Origin of the sequence: Pseudomonas sp. J452 (genome assembly GCF_024666525.1) — a bacterium.
Lineage (GTDB): Bacteria > Pseudomonadota > Gammaproteobacteria > Pseudomonadales > Pseudomonadaceae > Aquipseudomonas.
Genome location: NZ_CP088294.1, coordinates 1,883,282 through 1,906,432, shown reverse-complemented (window position 1 = coordinate 1,906,432; position 23,151 = coordinate 1,883,282). Strand labels below are relative to the sequence as shown.

Genomic DNA, 23,151 nt, shown 5'->3' with positions numbered 1-23,151 from the left:
TTTATAGGTGGCGTTATTTGTGGTACGGGTGCCCGGACAGTACGGTCCAGGCCCGATAGATCTGCTCGCCAATCAGGATGCGTACCAGCGGATGCGGCAGGGTCAACGGTGACAGCGACCAGCGTTGCTCGCTGCGCGCACAGACCTCCGGCGCCAGCCCCTCTGGGCCGCCGACCATCAGATTGACGGTGCGCGCATCCAGGCGCCAGCGCTCCAGCTCGGCGGCCAGCTGCTCGGTGCTCCACGGCTTGCCATGGACCTCCAGGGTGACGATGCGTTCCCCCGGCTGCACCTTGCTCAGCATGGCCTCGCCTTCCTGACGGATCATCCGCGCCACGTCGGCATTCTTGCCGCGGGTGGTCAGCGGAATCTCGACCAGGTCGAGCCCCAGCTCGGGCGGCAGACGCTTGGCATATTCCTGCCAGCCATCCTCCACCCAGCGCGGCATGCGCGAGCCGACGGCGATCAGCTTGATCCGCACGGAGCGAACTTACTCAGGCAGGTCTTGGTGCTGCGCGCGGCTCTGCTCGGCGCCCTGCCACAGACGCTCGAGGTCATAGAACTGGCGGGTGGCAACCTGCATCACGTGCACCACCACGTCGCCGAGGTCGAGCAGAGCCCACTCGCCGCCGTCCAGGCCTTCGCTGCCGAGCGGGCGCACGCCCTGCTCGCGAACCTTGTCCAGCACCTCGTTGGCCATCGACTTGACGTGACGGCTGGAGGTACCGCTGGCGATCACCATGAAGTCGGTGACGCTGGTCTTGCCGCGCACATCGATGGTGGTGATATCGGTGGCTTTCATGTCTTCCAGGGCCGCAATGGCGACCTTGACCAGTTGTTCGTTTTGCATCGTTACCTCATGAATCGGTTTGCCCACGGTACAGCCCGTGGGTTTGGATATAGGCCAGCACGGCGTCGGGTACCAGAAAACGTACCGAACGCCCTTCTGCCAGCAAATGGCGAATCTGTGTGGCAGACACTGCCAGAGGCGTCTGCCAGACAAAAGCAATTTGTCCGCTCGGCCCGACCAGGCCTTGCGGGTCATTCACACTGCGCGCCGCGAGCAGGTCACGCAGCGCTTCCGGCGCCTCACTGTCGGCATCCGGCCGCTGCAGCACCAGGATATGGCAGTGCTGCAGCAGTTCCTGCCAGCGATGCCAGGTCGGCAACCCGCAGAAGGCATCCCAGCCCAGCAGGAGAAACAGCAGATCATCCGCCGCCAGCTCACCCCGCAGCGACTCCAGGGTGTCGTAAGTGAACGACGGTTTGTCGCGCCGCAGCTCGCGGTCATCGACCGCCAGCCGTGGCTCACCCTCTACCGCCAGTTGCACCATGGCCAGGCGCTGCTCGGCAGTCGCCTGCGGTGCCGCGCGGTGCGGCGGCCGCGCGCTGGGCACCAGCCGCAGCTCGTCCAGCGCCATCTGCTCGGCCACCTCGAGGGCGCCGCGCAGATGGGCGATATGCACGGGATTGAAGGTGCCCCCCAGAATCCCGATACGCCGCGCCATCAGGTACGCCCCATCAGGTACGAATGTGCCCGTCGCCGAACACCACGTACTTCTCGCTGGTCAGGCCTTCCAGGCCGACCGGGCCACGGGCGTGCAGCTTGTCGGTGGAAATACCGATCTCCGCACCCAGGCCGTACTCGAAGCCGTCGGCGAAACGGGTCGAGGCATTGACCATCACCGAAGCGGAATCCACCTCGGTGAGGAAGCGCCGCGCATCGCTGAAGTTCTCGGTGATGATCGCGTCGGTGTGCTGCGAGCCATATTTATTGATGTGCTCGATGGCTGCTTCCAGCGAATCGACGATGCGAATCGCCAGGATCGGCGCGTTGTATTCGGCGAACCAGTCTTCCTCGCTCGCCTCCAGCACATCACTGCCCAGCAGCGCACGGGTCGCGACATCGCCACGCAGCTCGACGCCCTTGTCGCGGTAGATGGCAGCCAGCGGCGGCAGCACCTGGGCGGCCACAGCGGTATGCACCAGCAGGGTTTCCATGGCGTTGCACGGCGAATAGCGCTGGGTCTTGGCGTTGTCGGCAACGCGGATGGCCTTGTCGAGGTCGGCGGCGACGTCGATATAGACGTGGCACACGCCGTCCAGGTGCTTGATCACCGGCACCTTGGCGTCGCGGCTGATGCGCTCGATCAGGCCCTTACCGCCGCGCGGCACGATCACGTCGACGAACTCCGGCATGCTGATCAGCGCGCCGACGGCCGCGCGGTCGGTGGTTTCCACCACCTGCACGGCACTGGCGGGCAGGCCGGCTTCGGCCAGGCCGAGCTGGATGCAGCGGGCAATCGCCTGATTGGAATGAATGGCTTCCGAGCCGCCACGCAGGATGGTGGCGTTGCCGGACTTCAGGCACAGGCTGGCGGCGTCGATGGTCACGTTCGGCCGCGACTCGTAGATGATGCCGATCACGCCCAGCGGCACGCGCATCTTGCCGACCTGGATACCGGACGGCATATAGCGCATGCCCTGGATCTCGCCGATCGGATCCGGCAGGGTGGCGACCTGGCGCAGGCCTTCGATCATGCCGTCGATCACCGCAGGGGTCAGCGCCAGGCGGTCGACCATGGCCGGTTCCAGGCCACTGGCGCGGGCGGCGGCCAGGTCCAGCTCGTTGGCGGCGGTCAGTTCGACGCGGGCGGCGTCGAGGGCATTGGCGGCGGCCTGCAGGGCGCGATTCTTCTGCGCGGTGCTGGCACGGGCGAGCACCCGCGAGGCAGCACGCGCGGCGCGGCCCAGGCGGGTCATGTAGTCGAGCACGGACTCGGTCATGGTCTCGGAATGTCTGGCAATTGGAAAAAGGGGCCGATTATAGCGAGAGCACGCCCTCAAGCCCAGCAGCGTCGGGCGGATGGTCACTTTAGCCGGCGCAGCTTGTTGTTATGATCGCGCCCGTCACCCTAGCCACAGGCACCCCGATGCCCGCCACCCCAGCGCCACCGCCCTGGGCGGAAGCCCGCCCGCTGTCCGCCGCGTTCTTCGATCGCGACGCGCAGACCCTGGCCCGCGCCCTGCTGGGCAAAGTCATTCGCCATCGTCATCAGGGCCACTGGCTGGCCGCCCGGATCATCGAGACCGAGGCCTACTACGCCGCCGAAAAGGGCAGCCATGCCTCGCTCGGCTACACCGAGAAACGCCGCGCGCTGTTCCTCGACGGCGGGCACATCTACATGTACTACGCCCGCGGCGGCGACTCGCTGAACTTCAGCGCCCAGGGGCCAGGCAATGCCGTGCTGATCAAGTCCGCCGCGCCCTGGCTGGATCGGCACTGCGCTGCCGACGCCCTGGCGCGCATGCAGGCCAACAATCCGGCCGCCGATGGCAGCCCACGCCCGGCAACCAGGCTGTGCGCCGGCCAGACCCTGCTGTGCCGTAGCCTGGGCCTCAAGGTGCCGGACTGGGACGCCCAGCGTTTCGATGCGCAGCGATTGTTTGTCGAGGATGTCGGCGAAATACCGGCGCAGATCGTTCAGACTACCCGCCTGGGCATCCCCAGCGGGCGCGACGAACACCTGCCGTACCGCTTCGTCGACGCCACCTTCGCCCGCCAGTGCACGCGCAACCCGCTGCGCCGCGGCCAGCGCGAGGGCCAGGATTATCATTTGCTACCACCACAGGAGCTGTACCCATGAGCCAATGGTTCGACACCATGACTCTCTGGCTGGAAACCAACCCGGAGTGGTTGGGCCTGACCATCTTCTTAATCGCCTGCCTGGAGTGCCTGGCCGTAGCCGGCATCCTGATTCCGGGCACCGTGGTGCTGTTCACCCTGGCCGTGCTGGCCGGCAGTGGCGCCCTGACGCTGTGGGAAACCGTGCTCCTGGCCTACGCCGGCGGCCTGCTTGGCGATGCGATTTCCTACGGCCTGGGCCGCCGCTTCCACCAGGGCATCCGCCGCCTGCCGGTACTGCGCGACCACCCCGAATGGCTGGGCAGTGCGGAAAACTACTTCCAGCGCTATGGCGTGGTCAGCCTGCTGGTCGGCCGCTATATCGGCCCGCTGCGCCCCATGCTGCCGCTGGTAGCCGGCATGCTCGACATGCCGTTCGTGCGCTTCATGCTGGTCAGCATGCTGGCCGCCGCCGGCTGGGCAGTGGCCTACATGCTGCCAGGCTGGGCCACCGGCGCCGCCCTGCGCCTGCCCCTGCCGGAAGGCTTCTGGAGCGCCGCCGGGATAGTCGCCGCCGCCATCGCCCTGATGCTGCTGCTGGTGATCCACAGCAGCCTGCGTGAACAGCGCTGGGCTACGGCCCTGTCCGCCGGACTGAGCGCCGCCCTGCTAGCGGCCCTGCTGCTGGGAATACCGCACCTGAGCACCCTTGACCAGGGCCTGATGGCACTGATGCAGGAACAGCGCAGCAGCGCCATGGACAGCATCGCCCTGCTGATCACCGGGCTCGGCAACTTCGCCACCCAGGCCGCCGCCGGGGTGTTGCTGACAGGCCTGCTGCTGGCCTGCCGGCGCCTCGACGCTGCCTTGCTGGTCGCCAGCTGCATGCTGTTCACCGCGCTGGCCAATACCGGTCTCAAGCACCTGTTCGCTCGCGCGCGTCCGGATGTGCTGCTGCAGCCACTGGATACCTTCAGCCTGCCCAGCGGGCACAGCTCGGCCGCCTTCGCCTTCTTCCTCGCCATCGGCATTCTTGCCGGCCGTGGCGCACCGGCGCGCACACGCCTGACCTGGCTGCTGCTGGCCTGTCTGCCGGCCATAGCCATCGCCCTGTCGCGGGTGTACCTGGGCGTGCACTGGCCGACCGACATCCTGGCCGGCGCCCTGCTGGCGGGCGCGGTCTGCGCCGCCTGCCTGGCCGTCCTGCAGCGTCGCACCACGCTCGCGCCACTCAGCGCCAAGGCCTGGTGGCTGGTACTGCCCACCAGCCTGGCTCTGCTCGGCGCAGTCAGTGCTTGGGCGTTACCAGAGGCGCTGCAGCAATATCGTTATTGAGCGCCCTGTAGGAGCCAGCTTGCTGGCGATCCTGGCAGGTAAAAAGCATCGCCAGCAAGCTGGCTCCTACAGAGTTTGCTGCGCGACAGCGCTCCATCGAAGACGGCGGCAATCTCCTATACAAAGCTCAGGCGATCATCTCGCCCTGCAACTGATCCAGCAGACTCTGGATATAAGCCAGGCGCTGCCCCGGATCAGCCAGCTGCAGCGCCTGCAGCTTCTGCTCGACACTGAAAGGCAGCAGGTAGGCCAATTGATTGGCCAACGCCTGCTGGCTGGCGACCGCCCCACCCATGCCCAGCCCGGCAACCAGCGGGTGCTCGACCAGTGCATTGAGCAGCGCGGCGAGGTCGGCATGCTCGGCTAACAACGGCGCATCCGCCGTCTCATCCAGCCAGGTGACCTCGGCAAGGGTCAGCTGGTCTGCCTGCACCTCGATCTGCTCGACATGAAAGCGCCGCACGCCCTCGACCCGAATCCCCAGCAGGCCATTGGGGCGCTGCTGGAAGTCGCGAATCAGCGCCTCGCAACCTACCGCCGCAAAGCGCTCGGCCGCCACACCGACCTCGCGCCCCGCGAAAATACCGACCACGCCGAAACCTTCGCCACGGCGCATGCAGGCACTGACCATGTCCAGGTAGCGCGCCTCGAAGATCTGCAAGTCGAGCATGCAGCCGGGGAACAGCACGGTATTCAACGGGAACAGCGGAAAATTCATGCAGCCATCCTCAGGCGATCAGCGCTACCACCAACGGTAGGGCAATTGCAGTGACTACGCCCATCAGGCTCATGGCCAGCGCGGCGAAGGCACCGCTTTCCTCGCCCTCCTGCAGCGCCCGCGCCGTGCCCACCGCATGAGCGGTCAGACCAAGGGCCATGCCCTGCGCCGCCGGATGATGCACGCCGATGCGGCGCAGCAACTCCGGTCCGCACATGGCGCCCAGCACCCCGGTGATCAGCACGAAGACCGCCGCCAACGCGGCCACGCCACCGATCTGTTCGGCCACCAGCATGGCGATCGGCGAGGTCACCGACTTCGGCGCCAGAGTCATTAGCATCATGCGCTCGGCGCCGAACAGCCAGGCCAGCGCCACACCCAGCGCGGTTGCCACCACACCAGCGACCAGCAGGGTGATCAGCACCGGCCAGAACAGCTGGCGAATCCGCCGCAGATTGAGGAACAAGGGTACGGCCAGGGCCACGGTGGTCGGCCCCAGCAGCACACTGAGAAGGAAGGTGCTGTCGCGGTACTCGGTGTAACTCAGGCCGCAGGCCAGCAGCACGCCGATCAGCACGGTCATCGACACCAGTACCGGCTGCAGGAACACCCAGCGGGTCTTTTCATAGGCGGCCAGGGACAGCTGGTACACCGCCAGGGTGATACCGACACCGAACAGCGGGTGATGAATGACTGCCTGCAGCGCGCCCTGCCAATCCAGCGTCATGCCTGATCCTCGCGGTGCGCCTGGCGCTCGATCAGCTTCTGCATCAGCCAGCCGGCAAACAGCAGCGACAGCAGCAACGACAGCCCCAGCGCCCCGGCCAGCGCCCAGAAGTCGGCGGCGATCTGTTCGGCATAGACCATCACGCCTACCGCCGGCGGCACCAGCAGCAACGGCAGGTAACGCAGCAAGCCGCTGGCGGCCTGGCTGAGCGGCTCACCCACTTCACCCCGCAGCAGGAGGAACACGAACAGCAGCAGCATGCCGATGATCGGCCCCGGCAGCATGGGCAGGAACAGCACATTGAGGGCAGTGCCGAGCAGCTGGAACAGCACCAGCCAGGTCAGGCCGCGCAGCAGCATGGGGAAGTCTCCGACGGGATGGCGCGGCCATTATAAACACGCCCACAGCAACGCTATATACCGCGACTTTCGGCTTGACCCTCGTGCCGAGTCATGATGATCTAGGGCCAGCTAGGTTCATCAGAAAAAACAACAAGTAACCAGCATCCTTCAAGGAGGATCTATGCCGTTCGTACCCGTATCGCAACTGCAAGACTATGTAGGCAAAGAGCTTGGACGCTCGGAATGGATAACCATCGACCAGGAACGCATCAACCAGTTCGCCGAATGCACCGGCGACCACCAATTCATCCACGTTGACCCGGTCAAGGCCAAGCACACCCCCTTCGGCTGCACCATCGCCCACGGCTTCCTCACCCTGTCGCTCGTGCCCAAGCTGATGGAAAGCCTGATGATCATGCCCGAAGGCCTGAAGATGGCCGTCAACTACGGCCTCGACAGCGTGCGCTTCATCCAGCCGGTCAAGGTCAACTCGCGTGTGCGCCTGGCCATGAGCGTCCTCGAGATTACCGAGAAGCGTGCCGGCCAGTGGCTGATCAAGGCCCAGGCGACCCTGGAGATCGAAGGCGAAGAGAAACCAGCTTACATCGCTGAGCAACTGAGCCTGTGCTTCGTCTGAATTTTGACCTACTGCACTCGGCGATGCTGTGTTGAAAGCAGGCTCGGAATGCTCATTTACATACGTAAACTCCGCTTCCTCGCCTGCTTTCGCCTTGCCTCACCTTCGCTCGTGACGGTCAAAACCTAAATTTTAACGGGGCGCTTGGGCGCCCCGTTCGCATTGGTGCCGCAGGCCCACTGCGGCATACTTCAAGCATGCACCGACCAGGACGTCCACCATGCCCCGCCTCCTTGCTCCGCTGACCCTCGCCCTGCTGCTCGCCGCCTGCGGTGACGGTGAACCCCTGCTGCCACCCGATGCCGTACTGCCCGATGGCGGGCGCTATCGCGGCGAGGTCATCAATGGCCTGCTGCAAGGCGAAGGGCGCCTCGACTACGCCAACGGCAGCTGGTACGCCGGCAACTTCAAGGACGGCCAGAGCGACGGCCAGGGCGAATGGCGCGGCGCCAGCGGCGAGCGCTATGTCGGCCAGTTCCGCCAGGGTCTGTTCGATGGCCAGGGCACGCTGACCTACGCCGACGGCAGCAGCTACACCGGCGGTTTCAAGCAGGGCCGCCTGCAGGGTGAAGGTCACCTGCAGCAGGGCGAGATGAGCTACCGCGGCGGCTTTCGCAAGGACAAGTACCACGGCCTCGGCCTGCTCGAATGGCCGGACGGCACCCGCCACCAGGGGCGCTTCACCCGCGGCGAGCTGAATGGCCCGGGCACCCGCAGCGAAGGCGGCAACCAATACAGCGGCATCTTCAAGGATGGCGTGCTGAATGGCGAAGGCAGCTACCAGGGTGTGGACGGTGAGCGCTACAGCGGCGGCTTCCGCGACGACAGCTTCCATGGCCAGGGACGTTTCCAGAATGCCGATGGCGATGTCTGGCTGGGCCGCTTCAAAGACGGTTCACTGGAGGGAAAGGGCGAATTCAAAGGCGCCGATGGCCGTCACTACCTCGGAGAGTTCCGTTACTGGCGCTTCCACGGCGAGGGTGAGCTGACCCTCACCGACGGCAGCGTTTACCGTGGCCGCTTCGCCAACAACGAGTACGCCAGCGAGGGCACCCTGACACTCGCCGATGGCCAGCAGCGCAGCGGCACCTGGCAAAATGGCAAACTGATCCGCGACGCCCAAGGCGCCGCCTTGCCAGACGCACTGGAGCTGGGCCTGCTGGAGCAGGGCAAACTGCTCGACCAGGCCATCGCCGCCCTGCCCGCCTCCACCCCGAGCACCGAGCTGTACAGCCTGACCCTGGCTGGCGACGGCAAGCAGAGCGTATTCCTGCGCGAGGCCGACTACGTCAGCAAACTGCTCGGCGAGCGCTTCAATGCGCGCGGCAACATCAGCCTGATCAACCACCGCGACCACCTCGCCGACCGCCCGCTGGCCACCCGCGAGAGCCTGACCCGTGCCGTGCGCGCCCTGGCCGAGCGCAGCGGGCCGGAAGACCTGGTGTTCATCTACCTGACCAGCCACGGCTCGCGTGACCACCAACTGAGCATCGACCAGCCGCGCCTGCAGCTGGAAAGCCTGCCGGCCAGCGAGCTGGCGGCCCTGCTACAACCCTTGCGCGAGCGGCACAAGGTGGTGGTGATCTCGGCCTGCTACTCCGGCGGCTTCATCCCGCTGCTGAAAGACGCCAAGACCCTGGTGATGACCGCCGCCCGTGCCGACCGGGTGTCCTTCGGCTGCTCCGAGGAGAACGACTTCACCTACTTCGGCCGCGCCCTGTTCGCCGATGCTCTCAACGAAACCGACGATCTGCAGCGCGCCTTCGAACTGGCCAAGGCAAAAGTTGCCGAACGGGAGAAGGCCGAAGACTTCCAGGCCTCCGAGCCCCAGCTATGGGCGCCGCCCGCCGTACTCAAGCAGTGGAAGGCCCTGCGCGAAAGCCAGGCCAAGCTGGCACTGGAGAGCGCCACTGTGAAGAAAGCTGAATAAAGCGGCATAGCACGCATACCTGAACGAGCAAAAACTTCTAAGCTGGTTGTATCAGTGGAGTAACCCAGCATGTACCTGACGCCCCAGCACATCCTGCTCGCCGGAGCCACCGGACTCACCGGTGAACACCTGCTCGACCGCCTGCTCAGCGAGCCGACCATCAACCGCGTGCTGGCCCCCAGCCGCCGCCTGCTGGCCGAACATGCGCACCTGGACAACCCGGTCGGCGAACTGACCGACCTGCTGCCACAGCTGCAAGGCCGCATCGATGTCGCCTTCTGCTGCCTGGGCAGCACCCTCAAGCAGGCTGGCTCGCAGGAGGCCTTCCGCACCATCGACCACGACCTGGTACTGGCCTTCGCCCGACGCGCTCGCGAACTGGGTGCGCGGCATCTGCTGGTGATCAGCGCCCTGGGTGCCGACGCCAAATCCGGGGTGTTCTACAACCGCGTCAAAGGCGAGATGGAGCAGGCGCTGATCGCCCAGGACTGGCCGCAACTGACCATCGTCCGGCCCTCGCTGCTGCTCGGCGCACGTAGTGAGTTCCGTCTCGGCGAACAACTGGCCGCGCCCTTCATGCGCTGGCTGCCCGGCAAGTACCGCGGCATCCAGGCCGCCGCCCTGGCACGCGCGCTGTGGCGCCTGGCCTTGGAAGAAGGGGATGGCGTGCGCATCGTCGAATCCGACGAGCTGCGCCGCCTCGGCCGCTAAGCCGCCGCTCAACCCCTCACGAGACCGGCTCCGGTCTTGGCTTATCGGTGGAAAATGCGGCGCCGCTTCTCAGTCCATACGCACTGGCAAGCTTTGCAGGTGGATAACGCAGGGCTTATCCACCATGGGTGCAACTCGCAACAGGCAAGCTAACCCTCGCTGGCAAACCGCCGCGCTGTTCACTGCCTTGCCGGCGCTTTAAACTCGGCCCTCCCTGGCCTGTCCGCGCTTATCCACGTACAGGCCCACCCTGCCCACACGCAGGGCCACACTCACTGCCAGACACCGGAGAACCTATGCGCGAAGTCGTGATTGTCGCCGCCACCCGTACCGCCATCGGCGCCTTTCAGGGCGCACTGAGCGCCATTCCCGCTGTCGAACTGGGCGCCACGGTAATCCGCAGCCTGCTGGCGCAGACTGGCGTCAGTGCCGAGCAGATCGACGAAGTGATCCTCGGCCAGGTGCTCACCGCCGGCGCCGGGCAGAACCCGGCCCGCCAAAGCGTGATCAAGGCCGGCTTGCCGCACACGGTGCCGGCCTTCACCCTCAACAAGGTCTGCGGCTCGGGCCTCAAGGCCGTGCAGCTGGGCTACCAGGCCATTGCCTGCGGCGACGCCGAGGTGATCATCGCCGGCGGCCAGGAGAACATGAGCCTGGCACCCTACGTCATGCAGCAGGCTCGCAGCGGCATGCGCATGGGCCATGGCAAGCTGCTCGACACCATGATCCAGGACGGCCTGTGGGATGCCTTCAACGACTACCACATGGGCATCACCGCCGAGAACCTGGCGGCCAAGTACGAGATCAGCCGCGAACAGCAGGACGCCTTCGCCGCCACCTCGCAGCAGCGTGCCAGCGCCGCCCAGGAAGCCGGTCGCTTCGACGACGAGATCACCCCGGTCATGATCCCGCAGCGCAAAGGCGAGCCAGTGGCTTTCGCCCGCGACGAACAACCGCGCGCCGGCACCACGGCCGAATCCCTGGGCAAGCTCAAGCCAGCCTTCCAGAAAGACGGCAGCGTCACCGCCGGCAACGCCTCCACCCTCAACGACGGCGCCGCCGCCGTGCTGCTGATGAGCGCCGAGAAGGCTGCCGAACTGAAGCTGCCGGTGCTGGCGCGCATCGCCGCTGCGGCAGGCTCGGGTGTCGACCCGGCGATCATGGGCATCGGCCCGGTATCGGCCACTCGCCGCGCACTGAGCAAGGCTGGCTGGAGCGTCGAGGATCTGGATCTGGTCGAAGCCAACGAGGCTTTCGCCGCCCAGGCCCTGTCGGTAGCCAAGGAACTGGGCTGGAGCCTGGACAAGGTCAACGTCAACGGCGGCGCCATCGCCCTCGGTCACCCGATCGGTGCTTCCGGCTGCCGCGTGCTGGTGACCCTGCTGCACGAGATGCAGCGCCGCGACGCCAAGAAAGGCCTGGCCACCCTGTGTATCGGTGGTGGTCAGGGCGTGGCCCTGGCAGTCGAGCGCGCCTAACAGAAAGAACGTCGACGCGGGCGCAAGGCCCGCGCCGACTCAGTTACCGCCGCTGACCCCAAGCCCGACACCCAGCTCGGCGGCCACGGCGAATGGCAGCAACAGAGTGTCCAGCAGGGCACTGGCGGGCAAATCGACTCCCGCGTATTTGGGCGCCTCGGCACCGAAGCGGTCCAGTGGGCAGCAACCACCCTGCAGCGCATACCAGTCCAGCCGCGTTCCCGAGTAGATGATCGGTGCCCCAGGCTTGGCCGCATCCAGGGTGCGTACGCTGGCGCAGCCAGGCAGCAGCCCGATCAGTAGCAGCGCCAGGCTTAATCCCGAGAACTTAATCATCGCTGCTCAGATGATGCTCGCCCCAACGCGGCAACATATCCTGAGGAATATTCAGCAGGTTTAGGATGCGCGCGACAACAAAGTCGATCAGGTCGTCGATGGTCTGCGGCTGGTGATAGAAGCCCGGCGAAGCGGGCACGATCACCGCTCCGAGGTTGGACAGCTTGAGCATGTTTTCCAGGTGGATACTGGAGTACGGCGCCTCGCGCGGCACCAGGATCAGTTGGCGACGCTCCTTCAAGGCCACGTCGGCGGCACGCTCGATCAGGTTGTTGCAGGCCCCCGTGGCGATAGCCGAGAGGGTACCGGTCGAGCACGGCACTACCACCATGGCCGCCGGCGCGCCGGAGCCGGAGGCCACCGGGGCCATCCAGTCTTCCTTGCCGTACACACGAATCTGCCCCGGCGCGGCGCCGGTGTATTCGCTCAAGAACGCCTGCATGGCCTGTGGCTTGGCCGGTAGGGTCACGTCGGTTTCGGTGGCCATCACCAGCTGCGCGGCCTTGGAAATCAGGAAATGCACTTCGCGCTCTTCCTGCACCAGGCAGTCGAGCAGGCGCAGACCGTACTGGGCGCCGGAAGCGCCGGTCATGGCCAGGGTGATGCGCTCGGGACCAGACATGCTTACTCCTCCAGCGCCTTGGCCAGCTTGCCATGCAGGCCGCCAAAGCCGCCGTTACTCATCACCACCACCTGGGTGCCGGGCGCGGCGTGGGCCTTGACCCCGGCGATGATCGCCTCCAGCGAGTCGCAGACCTCGGTCGGCACGCTGGACGAGGCCACGGTAGCGGCCAGATCCCAGCCCAGGTTGGCCGGCGCGTACCAGTAGACGCGGTCGGCCTGGGTGACCGAACCTGGCAAGCCGTCGCGGTGGGCGCCGAGCTTCATCGAGTTGGAGCGCGGTTCGATCACCGCGATCAGCGGCGCATCGCCGATCTGCTTGCGCAGGCCGTCCAGCGTGGTGGCGATGGCGGTCGGGTGGTGGGCGAAGTCGTCATAGATGGTCACGCCGTTGACCTCAGCGACCTTCTCCATGCGCCGTTTGACGCTCTTGAAGCTGGACAGGCCGGCGATGCCCAGTTCCGGCACCACGCCGACATGCCGCGCCGCAGCTAGAGTAGCCAGGGCGTTGGCGACGTTGTGCTGGCCGGTCAGCGCCCACTCGACCACGCCCATCAGCGCCTCGTCGAACCACACCTCGAAGCGCGAGCCGTCGGCGCGGAGCAGCTTGGCCTGCCACTGGCCGCCGTCACCGGTGGTCTGCACCGGAGTCCAGCAGCCCATCTGGATGACCCGCTGCAGCGCCTGCTCAGCCTGCGGATGGATGATCAGCCCCTCGCCCGGCACGGTGCGCACCAGGTGGTGGAACTGCCGCTCGATGGCCGCCAGATCCGGGAAGATATCCGCGTGATCGAATTCCAGGTTATTCAGGATCGCGGTGCGCGGGCGGTAGTGGACGAACTTGCTGCGCTTGTCGAAGAAGGCGCTGTCGTACTCGTCGGCCTCGACCACGAAGAACGGCGTGCCGCCCAGCCGCGCGGACACGCCAAAGTTCTGCGGCACGCCACCGATCAAAAAGCCCGGGCTCATGCCGGCGTGCTCCAGCACCCAGGCCAGCATGCTGCTGGTGGTGGTCTTGCCGTGGGTACCAGCAGCGGCCAGCACCCAGCGCCCCTGCAGCACATGATCGGCCAGCCACTGCGGGCCGGAAACATAAGGCAGGCCCTGATTGAGCACGTATTCCACCGCCGGGTTACCACGGCTCAAGGCATTGCCGACTACTACCAGGTCAGGTGCCGGCTGCAGGTGGGCCGGTTCATAGCCCTGCATCAGCTCGATGCCCTGGGCTTCGAGCTGGGTGCTCATCGGTGGGTAGACGTTGGCATCGGAACCGGTGACGCGATGGCCCAGCTCTTTCGCCAGGACCGCCAGGGAGCCCATGAAAGTGCCGCAGATGCCGAGAATATGGATATGCATGGATAACCCCAAGAACGACCCTCACCCGCCCTGTGAATACGCCGCATGACTGACGACGGACTGCCCGATCGCAGCAACGGCTGCAGTCGAGCAGATATCTGCACGACAGCGCCGAAGAGGAGGCGCTCACATGGCCGGATAAAGGCCTGGAAGAATTTGCCGCAGGTTAGCACAGCGGCTAGCGGCAGAGCGTGCGCCGCACCTACAACGGTGCGGGCACAGATCGGCAGGATAAAAACACTTGGCAGGTAGATGCCCTGCCAGGCGCTGCGGGGTCACTCACCGGCAGACAGTGAGCGCCCGCAAACAACTCAACTGGCCCGGGCGAACTCCGGCGGAATCACGCAGAGCGAGGCCGGCAGGTGGATCAGTGTGGTGAAGCCACGGTAGTCCGCGCCCTCGTCACCGGCATCCAGCTTGATCTCGATGCTGCCACCTTCGGACTCGAGGAACTCGCGCACCGCATCCATGCCGACGCCACGCCCCGACACCTCAGTGACCTCATCGGCCGTGGAGAAACCGGAGGTGAAGATCAGGTTGGCGATCTCGCTGGCCGCCGGGCGCGGCGCATCGGCCGGGTACAGTCCCATGTCGACGGCCTTGGCGAATATCTTGCCCAACGCGATGCCGCGGCCATCGTCACGCACGGCGAAGCTGACCGCACCGTCGTCTTCCACCGCGTCGATGCGGATACTGCCCTGCTCGGCCTTGCCCTTCTCGCGGCGCTCGGCCGGTGCCTCGATACCATGGTCCACGGCATTGCGCAGCACATGCATGAAGATGTTGTTGAGCATGCCGTGTGCGGCCTTGCGCGTGTATATATCGTGATCCTCGATCACCACCAGCGGTGCCGGCTTGTCCAGCTCCTCCGCCAGCGACTGCACCGACTTGAGCACATCGGCAATCACCGACTCCAGCGGCTCGGCATCGATGGCTGCCAGGGAGTGGTAGGTATCACGCACGATGCTGATCACATTGGCCGGCAGCTCGGTATCGGACAGCGCGGCAATGCTCTCCAGCAGGCGGCTGATCTGCTCTCGGTCGACCCGTGCCCCGGCAATCCCCTGCTTGCCATCACGCCCCAGCTTATCCTTGAAGATGCCGCTATAGACCTTGATCGCCTGCTCGGCGAAAGCCAGCTCGCTCAGCAGCTCCTGGGGCTGCCACTGCATGTCCTCGTTCTTGCGCAGCTGATCGTAGGTATTTTCGATGCGGTGCACCGTATCGGTGATGTGCTTGAGGCCATAGGTGCGGGCATTGCCCTTGACCGTGTGGATGTTGCGGAACAGTTCGGCCAGCTTGCCGAGATCCTTCTGCTCGGTTTCCTCGATGATGGTCCGGCACTTGTCGACGAAGGAAGCCGAGCCTTCGATGAAGTCGCTGAACTTGTCGGCATCCACCGAGAGGATCTCGCCGATCATCATCAGCTCCTGCTTCTGCCCCTCGGCCTCGGCCTGCAGCTCCTTCAGCGCGGTGACATCGCGCACGGTCACCATCAGCTTGGTGATCACATCCTGGTCATCGATGATCGGGTCCCAATCGAGCTCGATCAGCTTGTTGGGTTTGTCACTGAACTCCAGGGCCAGCTCGGTCACCAGCAGGTGCGAGTTGAACTCATACATCATCGCGTCTTCGCCGACGATAGAGGCCACGGCAGTGGAGGCCGCATCGATGACATCGGCGCTCAGGGTCGAGCGCCTGAACATGAAGTCGACGAAGTTGCGGTTGGCGATTTCCTTGGTCTCGAAGATGGTCTCCAGGTACGCCGCATACTCGGGATGGATCAGGCCGCCATCGACAATGGTGAACAGGCCCTGGTGCATGTTGGAGAACATGTTGGCGATGTCTTCGTTCTTCTGCTTCAGCGCCGCAGTACGCTCCTCGACCTTGCGCTCCAGGGTGCGGTTATGTTCCTCGATCACTTCGACCATGCGGATGTTCTTGATGGTGGTGACCAGGGAACGCGCCACCGAGGCGACGAACTCGTAGTCGCTGTCGGCGAAGGCCACCTTGTTCACTTCGCCGGAGAAGTTCATCACGCCGATCAGGATGTCCTTGTCGACCAGCGGTACGCAGAGCAGGGCCTTGGCCTTCTCGCCCTCACCGCCGACATAGGACTGGTCACGGCTGGTATCCGGCACGAACAGTGCTTGCTTGGAAGCCGCCGCCCGACCGATCACGCCTTCACCCATGGTGAAGGTGATCGCCGACGGTGCGCCGTCCATCTGCTTGGGCGGCAGGAAGGCTTTCGCCTCCAGTTCGTTATCCTTGTTGAACAGGTAGACCGAACCGCGCTCGATGCCGATCTTCTCGTACATGGCGTGCAGCACTAGCTCGAGCGCCGTGTCCTGATCACGCGCGGCGGCCAGGGTGCCGCCGATGCCGTTGAGCTTGGCCAGGTCGATCATCTTCTTGCGGATGGCCAAGCGCATGGAGTTGAAGTTCTGCGTCGCCAGGCCCAGCAGGATGATCAGGATCACGATAGTGCTTTTGAAACCGAAGCTGACGCTGTCGCCCAGCTCGGCTTGCAGGCGATTGAACTGGGCGTCTGCGGACACCAGAACCTCGTCCAGCCCCGCTACCGACTTCTCTACCGCTGCCTTGGAAGCACTCAGTTGTTCCCGGGCGGTTTGCGCCTGGGTCAGTTGCTCGCGCTTGAAGTCGACCAGATTCGGCGTGGCCTTGAGGCGCGCACGCAGGGCTTCGACACTGCTCTGGGCGGTAGCGATGATGTCGGCGTCGTCCATCGGCTGGAACAAGGGAATGGCTTTGTCGAACCAGAACATCGCGCCATTGATGATGAATTCGAAGTCGTCCTGGGCGCTATCCAGGCGCTCGAGATCCTCGCCGTTCTGAATTTCCTGGGCCGCCTTGGCCACGCCCGCCATCAGGGCATCGGCCTGGTTGGCGAAGCCCTGGGCCAGGCTCAGATCCTTTTCCAGCGCCCGGCTCGGGGCGCGGAAGTTGACGATCTCCAGGAAGGCGAAGCCGACGTCGTCGGAGCGTTCCATGACTACGCCGACTTCATCCTCGACCTGCTGCTTGGCGATCAACACGGCCAGCTTGGCGTCGAACATCTTGCGCACGGCGACGGCGTAGGTTTCGTAGTTACTCTTGATGTCGGCGACCAGGGCCGCCCGCTGCGGGTCGGCCTGGGCCAGGGTCTCAAGGGTCTTGAAGCCCTCGGCGAACTCGGTGGCGCCTTTTTCGAAGTCATCGCGATAGGGACGGATGTCTTCTTCGCTCAGCGCGTTGAAACCCAGCGCACTGAGGTTGGCCAGCTTCAACAGGCGAATCTGCACCTTGTTGACCTCGCTGACCACCGGAACGGCCGTTTCGTGAACGCGCTCGTTGGAGCTGCTGATGTCGCTAAGAGTCCACAGGGACATTGCGCCAGAGATGGTCAACAACAGCAGGATGACGGCGAACCCAAGGGCTACCTTTTGATTGAAACTGAGCTTGAGCGTTGGCATGCAATCACCATAGTGGACTCTTTATTTTTATATTCCAGCGATGAAGCTAGGCATCCTTATCGGCAGCCTATGACCGATCAGTTACTTACAACGGCAGGCGTTGCGCCTTAGCCGGCCACCAGTTTCTGGATCGCGCCCAGTGCATTGGCGCCGTTGAATGGTTTGACGATCCAGCCCTTGACACCCGCCGCTTTGCCACGGTTTTTCATGTTGGGGTCATTCTCGGTGGTCAGCATGATGATGTTGACGGTCTGGTTGCCCAGCTCGCTGCGCACTTTCTCGGCCATGGTCAGGCCGTCCATGTTCGGCATGTTGACGTCCGAAATGACCAGTTTGATGGCTCGATCGGCCTTGAGCTTGACCAGCCCATCCTTGCCGTCGACTGCGGTTTCCACCGTGAAGTTATTGGCTTTGAGGAACGCGGCGACTTCGTTACGGATCGCGGCGCTGTCATCTACTACGAGTATTTGTGCCATTGGATTCAGCCTTACCTTTTCTATGCAGCCCAAACTGCTATTAATCATCTTGTTGGCAGTACGGCAGTTGACTCAGAACAATTCGAGGCAACCACTTTCAACCAAGTCTTCCACTTTGTTTTCGTCGGCCTGCAGGTACTCCTCAGGCGACCAGCGAATATTGAAAATGAATTTCTGGAACAGGGTGACCGGCGCCAACTGGCCATGCACGTCACGCAGCGTGTACTTGAAGCACAGCTGCGAACGATCGGTGCCAAAGGAAATGTATTCCTTGTACTGGTTGACCGTGATCGGCACGCTGATTCGCGTGCTGTCGTCCACAGTCGGCGGGTGCAGTGCGAGCAAGCGGGTTCTCAAGCCACCCCAGGCCAGGTTGGTGATTTCGCTAAGCATGCCCATGACGTCACGAAAATCCACGGCCCGGCCATCGATGGCGGTGCGGCCAGCCTTGATCAGCTCGATCATCGGCTGCTCTTCGCTCTGCACCATCATGTAGCCGCTGAACCAGGGCGATTCCACCGGCAGTAGGCTGAGGATATCGCCATAGGTGAGCTTGTCCTTGACCAGGTAAGGCAGCTCGTTGCTCACCTCGATGTCACGAAATAGCGCCGTCAGGGAGCTGTGGGTGACTTCTTCAATGCGCCGAATCAGCGAGATGGGGTATTCGGTGTCGGCCAGGTACTGGTCGAGCAGCAGCTTGAGAGTTTCCGGGCGCTCGATATCGTAGGCACCGGCAATCCCGGCCCGTTGCTCAGGCGCCAGATCGTCCAGGTCGGCACGGCCTTCACGGCGAATGAAAATCGGCAGCTCCCGGCGCAACTGATGAACCCGCCTGGCCAGCTCGAAGCCGTTGGCAATCCCTGCGACGATGTCGGTGCTGCCTTCTGAAATCAGCACCGCCCCCAGATCGATATTGGCTGCCAGCATCTTCATGGCCGATTGATTGGCCTGCTTGAGGCCAATCAGGCCGTGCTCGCTGCAAAATGCCTTCAACTGACCCTGGGCGACGGCGGCATCCTCGAAGATCAACACTTTGCTGACGAGTTGCTTGTCAAAACCGATCATATGGACGCGACCCTCTGTACTGGAATTCGGGGCTTTTAAAACAGTTCCAGTTCTCCTGAACTGTCGGCGGCGCTGTCCATTTCGCTGACATAATCCTGATACGGCTGCAGGGTGAAATCCCCTTCGTGCCTGGCGATGACCAGAGCACTGGCCGCGAAGAGTGAAGGGGCGCCGACGGCTTCCTGCGCTCGCACATGCACGCAGTGCGCAAGCTTGAGGTTGTCGAAGTTGAGGCTGGCGCGCTCCAGGAAATTCGGCGTGGACATCCCCAGCGGCGGGCAACTGCCTTGCAAAAGACGCTTGAGGTTGCCGCAGAAGCTGTTGCTCATTTCCATCAGGTAGTCGGTGTACACCGAGTCCTCGAGGTCTTCGAGCTTGGTGGCGGTCGCCTGCGCCACGAAAGTGCGATTGGCCGCATCCATGGAGTGATGCAGCAGGCACATGATCTTGAACTTGAATGAGGAAATGGTCAGGACGAGGCAGTGCTCATGGCGCAGCTCACCCAGCGCTTCGACCTTGCTGGTTACCCAAGGCATAGAGGGCGCGCAGGCCTTCAGGGTTTGTTCCAATGCCACCTGCAGCAACTTGTACAGCGTCGCATCGAGCTCGTAATTGGCTGTGCGCATGGCTTAGTTGGCACCTTCCAGGGTCTGCCCGAGGCTGCTGATCCGGCTCTGCACGCCATGGATGGCAGTCACGATCATGTTGCCGCCAGCCTGCACATCCTGAAACGCCAGGGTGGCGATCAGGGCGTTCTTGTTCAGGTTGGTGCGGTAGTCCTCGTTCAGCGTTTCGGCGCTGGTCGAGAGCTTGCGCACCTCGTCGGCCACCACCGCAAAGCCGCGCCCGGACTCACCCGCGCGTGCCGCCTCGATCGCCGCATTGAGCGACAGAATGGCGATCTGGCCGACGATGCCCTTAAAGTCGCCGATCTGCTTCTGCATGATCTTGTTGTGCACCATGATGCCGTTCATGCCTTCATGCCAGCGATCGATGGTCGCGGTTATATCCAGCAACTCCTGCACCGAGGTTTCAATCTGCACCATCTTGCCGGCCATTTCCTGCAGGACGCTCTGACGTGCGCGCTGCAGATGGCCAATTTCCTGTTCCAGGGACTGGCGGGTCTGCTCGGACTCCTGTTGCAGGGCATAGAGCTCCTGCTGGGCCTGCTGCTGGCTCTGCGCCAGGCTTTGCCGGAGTGCATCGAGTTCTTCACGGCTCTGCTGCTGATGCTGCTCAAGCACCTCAGGCAACAGCATGTTGCGGCGCTGCGCTTCGCTATCGGCCAGGGCCCGCTGCACGGCCTCCAGCGCTCGAGCATGCTTGGCCTGCAGCAGCCAGAAGCCGACGCCAGCGACCAGCAATAACAAAACCAGGGTGATCACACCGAACGGGGAGCTCTCCCCCGTGACGCTGGTGCCGGTAACGGCCAGGGTGCCAACCATGTTGTGCAATGGCTGGAGGCAGAAGCAGGGAGCGCTGAGCGACAACGACATAGATGATCTCGACAAATGCATTCAGTCACGTTCGGCGCAAGCAACCGCCGACCACCCCAGCCTGACATCGCCCCTGTACCACCTGTGTCCTGCACCCTGAACGCTGGTTCAACGTGCTTGCCGCAACGGGGTCTGGCTGGCATCTCTACCGTTAGATATCTGCCATGGGCAGACAAACTTGAACGGCGACATGGCACGACGCCAAAACTGGCGCCAGAAATCTTTCACCCGAGCCTACCCCTCGGCAAAAGCAAAAGCCATTAGCAAAATGGCAATCTGCCAGCATTTCTGCGCGATTTTTTCGATCGCGCCCTGCCACTCAAGGCCATCCCGGCAAGGGGCCGCTCGTCGGTTCATATCAGCCAAGGCAGCTCTGAACGCATGAGCGGCGGCCCCGAGCATGGCAATTGCTGCCGCGCCTTCAGCGGCGCCAGCGCACAGCCGGTTGGGGCTATGGCGCATATTTCACCTACGCTCCCTGGGCGAAGACCGCGTCTGCTGCGTCAACGTGCGCCTGGAGGGCCTGAACCAGAGCGTGGTGGCCCACCGCGAGCCGTACCGGATGACGCCAGCTGCCTGAACTGGCCCGCCTGGAAGCGGCACACTTAGAACCGCCGACGGCCTTGCTCGGCGAGCCGAGTTAAATCAAACGCTTGCTTGGATTGCGCTTTCCAGTTGCATTAGGCAGGATCAAGCCTGACCACTGGCACAGCATCTGCATTGCCAGCCACACCACTCCATAAAAGCCGAGGCCCGCTATGCGCATCGTCCAAGCCACCCTGGAGCATCTGGACCTGCTGACTCCGCTGTTCATCAAGTACCGTGAGTTCTATGGCGAGCTGCCACTGCCGGACTCGTCGCGCAAGTTCCTGGAGAACCGCCTCAGCCGCAAGGAATCGGTGATCTACCTGGCCCTGGCCGACGACGAGGACAAGGCGCTCGGCTACTGCCAGCTGTTCCCCAGCTTCTCTTCGCTGTCGCTCAAGCGCGTGTGGATCCTCAACGACATCTTCGTCGCCGAAGACGCCCGCCGCATGCTAGTCGCCGACCGCCTGCTGCAGACCGCCAAGCAGATGGCCAAGAGCACCAACGCCGTGCGCATGCGTGTCGCCTCCAGCGTCAACTTCGATACTGCGCACAAGACCTACCAGTCGATCGGTTTCCGCGAGGACACCGAGTTCAAGAATTTCGTCCTGCCCCTCGACGAAGACTGAGCCGCACAGCCCCCAGCGCAAAGCTGGGGGCCGCTTCACTCAGCGCGGGCGCCACAAGCGCCGCCAGCGCCCCAGCCAGCCAGTTGAACTGCGTGCAACCGCATCCTGCTCGAACAACTGCTGCAGGTTGAACTGCAATTCCGACAACGCCTCGTAACGCTGCCCGGCCTGGGGCGCCAGCGCGCGGGCCAGCACGCCATCCCAGCCCAGCGGCACACCCTCGACCAGTCGCGCCAGCGGCACATAGCGACCGCTGCCATTAACCACCGAACGCGCCGCTTCCGGCCATTGCCCACAGAGCAGCCAATAGGCCAGCGCCGCCACGGCGAACTGCTCGGCCCGTCCATCCACCGCCTGCGCCGCGCGCACTTCCGGGGCCAGGGGCAAGGCCTCGGCTGGCAGCCGCTGGCACGGAACGCCCGGCAGGATCGCCGCCAGCTCCGGCAAGAGCAGCAAGCGCCCCTGCTCGTTGAGCAGAATCTGCCGCGGGTTCAACCACAAGCCCTGCATGCCGCGGCGCTGCAAAGCGCGCACGGCATCGATCAGTTGCCCGAGCAGGGGCAGCAGTGTGGCCGCCTCCAGGTTGCCCCGCGCGCTCCGCCACTGGCTCAGGCTGCACATGTCCGCGGCCGGCGGCTCTAACAACAGATAGGCAGAACGGCGCGGCTGACGGGGCGAAACAACCTGTGGCAGTGCCGCCAGACTGCAGCGGCGCAACACCCACTCACGCTGCCAGAAGGCCTCGTCGGCGGCACCCGCCGCCAACCACAGCAGCGCCTCACGGCCATCCTCGGCGCATGCCTGAAACACTCGTCCGACTGGGCCATAGGGGCATTCGGCTTGTAGCAGCCAGCCATCCAGGCGCATGCCAACCTGCGCCTGCGCCACGCACGGCAGTGGCTGCCAGTCCTCATACGACCTTGCTGCGGACAGGGCTTCCGGCAGCAGCAACACCGCAGCCCCCGGTGCCTGCAACAGCGGTGTCAGCGCCGCGCTTACAGCGCTGCCGGGCAAGTCACCACAGGCGGAGCGGAAAGCCTGCAGGTCCGCCACCTCGAACAGCGGCTGCGGCGCCAGGAGCAAAGCCGTACCCGCCTCGCCCGGCAAATGATGCTGCACCAACGCCAGCTCGGCCTGCACCCCGAGATACTGTTCCGCACGCCCAGCCAGGCTCTGCAAGACGCCCTGCTGATAACGCAACAGGCCGATATTGCCGGCCTGCAGAAAGTGCACCTCGCCCGCCCGCACCAGCAATAGCCCGGCGCTCAGCTCGGCGGGCGACGCACTCGCCTGGCGCTGGCGAAACAGGCGCAGGTTCAGCGCGGACAGCACCTGGCGGGCGGCCTGGGTATCACTCCAGCCCTGCGGGGTGCAGAGGAAGTCGGCGAACAACGCGTCGAGCTGTTCATCGAGAATCTGCACCACATCCGCGCACTGGCGTGCCCAGAGCAGTGCAACCAGCAACAGCGGCGCATCACCCTGCCGCGCGCCGATCCAGGCCGCCCGGCTGCGCGCGGCCTGCCCGGGCAGATCGAGGCCCTGGCCCAGCGCCAGGCCAGCGATTGGCTGTTCTATCCATTGCAACGACATCGCGCCGCTCCACCGCCAGGCT

General features: G+C 64.3%; 23 protein-coding genes and 1 pseudogene. 7 read left to right on the top strand and 17 right to left on the bottom strand.

Annotated features, from left to right (window positions below; all coding sequences use genetic code 11):
• Positions 1 to 13 precede the first annotated feature (13 nt).
• From rlmH to LRS11_RS08485, 4 genes are read right to left on the bottom strand one after another with little or no spacing between them, the layout of a single operon-like run.
• Positions 14 to 481 (bottom strand): 23S rRNA (pseudouridine(1915)-N(3))-methyltransferase RlmH, encoded by a 468-nt coding sequence (gene rlmH, locus LRS11_RS08500; protein WP_260496408.1) that lies wholly within the window; start codon positions 479 to 481, stop codon positions 14 to 16.
• 9 nt (positions 482 to 490) lie between these two features.
• Positions 491 to 850, bottom strand: coding sequence for a ribosome silencing factor (gene rsfS / locus LRS11_RS08495; protein WP_260496407.1), 360 nt, complete (start codon positions 848 to 850; stop codon positions 491 to 493).
• 7 nt (positions 851 to 857) lie between these two features.
• Positions 858 to 1,508 (bottom strand): nicotinate-nucleotide adenylyltransferase, encoded by a 651-nt coding sequence (nadD, locus tag LRS11_RS08490; RefSeq protein ID WP_260496406.1) that lies wholly within the window; start codon positions 1,506 to 1,508, stop codon positions 858 to 860.
• 13 nt (positions 1,509 to 1,521) lie between these two features.
• Positions 1,522 to 2,787: a glutamate-5-semialdehyde dehydrogenase gene (locus tag LRS11_RS08485; protein ID WP_260496405.1), complete on the bottom strand. Its 1,266-nt coding sequence runs from the start codon at positions 2,785 to 2,787 to the stop codon at positions 1,522 to 1,524.
• A gap of 146 nt (positions 2,788 to 2,933) precedes the next feature.
• Between LRS11_RS08485 and LRS11_RS08480 the strand changes: the two genes are divergently transcribed.
• The gene (locus tag LRS11_RS08480; RefSeq protein ID WP_260496404.1) at positions 2,934 to 3,647 is read left to right on the top strand and encodes a DNA-3-methyladenine glycosylase; all 714 of its coding nucleotides are present in this window, start codon (positions 2,934 to 2,936) and stop codon (positions 3,645 to 3,647) included.
• Entirely contained in the window at positions 3,644 to 4,960 is a 1,317-nt protein-coding gene (locus tag LRS11_RS08475) for a bifunctional DedA family/phosphatase PAP2 family protein (RefSeq protein ID WP_260496403.1), read from the top strand. Before LRS11_RS08480 ends, LRS11_RS08475 begins: the two co-directional genes overlap by 4 nt.
• 127 nt (positions 4,961 to 5,087) lie before the next feature.
• On the opposite strand, the gene LRS11_RS08470 is transcribed toward LRS11_RS08475, so the two are convergent.
• From LRS11_RS08470 to LRS11_RS08460, 3 genes are read right to left on the bottom strand one after another with little or no spacing between them, the layout of a single operon-like run.
• The gene (locus LRS11_RS08470; RefSeq protein ID WP_260496402.1) at positions 5,088 to 5,678 is read right to left on the bottom strand and encodes an LON peptidase substrate-binding domain-containing protein; all 591 of its coding nucleotides are present in this window, start codon (positions 5,676 to 5,678) and stop codon (positions 5,088 to 5,090) included.
• A gap of 10 nt (positions 5,679 to 5,688) precedes the next feature.
• Positions 5,689 to 6,399 (bottom strand): LrgB family protein, encoded by a 711-nt coding sequence (locus LRS11_RS08465; protein ID WP_260496885.1) that lies wholly within the window; start codon positions 6,397 to 6,399, stop codon positions 5,689 to 5,691.
• Between the two features lie 2 nt (positions 6,400 to 6,401).
• On the bottom strand, positions 6,402 to 6,764 hold the full coding sequence (locus LRS11_RS08460; RefSeq protein WP_260496401.1) for a CidA/LrgA family protein: 363 nt from the start codon (positions 6,762 to 6,764) through the stop codon (positions 6,402 to 6,404).
• Positions 6,765 to 6,927: 163 nt separating this feature from the next.
• Between LRS11_RS08460 and LRS11_RS08455 the strand changes: the two genes are divergently transcribed.
• The 4 genes from LRS11_RS08455 (at position 6,928) to LRS11_RS08440 (ending at position 11,502) form a co-directional block, all read left to right on the top strand.
• Positions 6,928 to 7,383, top strand: a complete 456-nt coding sequence (locus LRS11_RS08455) for a MaoC family dehydratase (RefSeq protein ID WP_260496400.1) — start codon at positions 6,928 to 6,930, stop codon at positions 7,381 to 7,383.
• A gap of 220 nt (positions 7,384 to 7,603) precedes the next feature.
• A complete protein-coding gene (locus tag LRS11_RS08450; protein WP_260496399.1) occupies positions 7,604 to 9,313 on the top strand; it encodes a C13 family peptidase in 1,710 nt (569 codons plus the stop codon).
• 69 nt (positions 9,314 to 9,382) lie between these two features.
• Positions 9,383 to 10,024 carry an NAD(P)H-binding protein gene (locus LRS11_RS08445; RefSeq protein WP_260496398.1) on the top strand — a complete coding sequence of 214 codons (642 nt, stop codon included), beginning with the start codon at positions 9,383 to 9,385 and terminating at the stop codon, positions 10,022 to 10,024.
• A 296-nt stretch (positions 10,025 to 10,320) separates the two neighbouring features.
• Positions 10,321 to 11,502, top strand: coding sequence for an acetyl-CoA C-acetyltransferase (locus tag LRS11_RS08440; protein WP_260496397.1), 1,182 nt, complete (start codon positions 10,321 to 10,323; stop codon positions 11,500 to 11,502).
• Positions 11,503 to 11,541: 39 nt separating this feature from the next.
• Here the strand turns inward: LRS11_RS08440 and LRS11_RS08435 are convergent, their stop codons facing one another.
• From LRS11_RS08435 to LRS11_RS08395, 9 genes and pseudogenes are all read right to left on the bottom strand, one after another.
• Positions 11,542 to 11,838, bottom strand: coding sequence for a YceK/YidQ family lipoprotein (locus LRS11_RS08435; RefSeq protein ID WP_260496396.1), 297 nt, complete (start codon positions 11,836 to 11,838; stop codon positions 11,542 to 11,544).
• Entirely contained in the window at positions 11,831 to 12,460 is a 630-nt protein-coding gene (gene ubiX / locus LRS11_RS08430) for a flavin prenyltransferase UbiX (protein ID WP_260496395.1), read from the bottom strand. The genes LRS11_RS08435 and ubiX overlap by 8 nt, the downstream gene beginning before the upstream one ends.
• 2 nt (positions 12,461 to 12,462) lie before the next feature.
• Positions 12,463 to 13,815 (bottom strand): UDP-N-acetylmuramate:L-alanyl-gamma-D-glutamyl-meso-diaminopimelate ligase, encoded by a 1,353-nt coding sequence (mpl, locus tag LRS11_RS08425; protein ID WP_260496394.1) that lies wholly within the window; start codon positions 13,813 to 13,815, stop codon positions 12,463 to 12,465.
• Between the two features lie 311 nt (positions 13,816 to 14,126).
• Positions 14,127 to 17,288 (bottom strand): GAF domain-containing protein, encoded by a 3,162-nt coding sequence (locus LRS11_RS08420; protein ID WP_260496393.1) that lies wholly within the window; start codon positions 17,286 to 17,288, stop codon positions 14,127 to 14,129.
• Positions 17,289 to 17,395: 107 nt separating this feature from the next.
• Positions 17,396 to 17,764 (bottom strand): response regulator, encoded by a 369-nt coding sequence (locus LRS11_RS08415; protein ID WP_260496392.1) that lies wholly within the window; start codon positions 17,762 to 17,764, stop codon positions 17,396 to 17,398.
• Between the two features lie 72 nt (positions 17,765 to 17,836).
• Positions 17,837 to 18,829, bottom strand: a complete 993-nt coding sequence (locus tag LRS11_RS08410; RefSeq protein ID WP_260496391.1) for a response regulator — start codon at positions 18,827 to 18,829, stop codon at positions 17,837 to 17,839.
• A gap of 35 nt (positions 18,830 to 18,864) precedes the next feature.
• Positions 18,865 to 19,455, bottom strand: a complete 591-nt coding sequence (locus tag LRS11_RS08405) for a hypothetical protein (RefSeq protein ID WP_260496390.1) — start codon at positions 19,453 to 19,455, stop codon at positions 18,865 to 18,867.
• A gap of 179 nt (positions 19,456 to 19,634) precedes the next feature.
• Positions 19,635 to 19,875, bottom strand: a pseudogene (locus LRS11_RS22470) (methyl-accepting chemotaxis protein); the annotation flags it as partial.
• 684 nt (positions 19,876 to 20,559) lie between these two features.
• A complete protein-coding gene (locus tag LRS11_RS08395; protein ID WP_260496388.1) occupies positions 20,560 to 20,787 on the bottom strand; it encodes a hypothetical protein in 228 nt (75 codons plus the stop codon).
• A 296-nt stretch (positions 20,788 to 21,083) separates the two neighbouring features.
• On the opposite strand from LRS11_RS08395, the gene LRS11_RS08390 reads away from it, so the two are divergent.
• The gene (locus tag LRS11_RS08390; RefSeq protein WP_260496387.1) at positions 21,084 to 21,539 is read left to right on the top strand and encodes a GNAT family N-acetyltransferase; all 456 of its coding nucleotides are present in this window, start codon (positions 21,084 to 21,086) and stop codon (positions 21,537 to 21,539) included.
• A gap of 39 nt (positions 21,540 to 21,578) precedes the next feature.
• On the opposite strand, the gene LRS11_RS08385 is transcribed toward LRS11_RS08390, so the two are convergent.
• Positions 21,579 to 23,129: a protein kinase gene (locus LRS11_RS08385; RefSeq protein ID WP_260496386.1), complete on the bottom strand. Its 1,551-nt coding sequence runs from the start codon at positions 23,127 to 23,129 to the stop codon at positions 21,579 to 21,581.
• Positions 23,130 to 23,151: the final 22 nt, after the last annotated feature.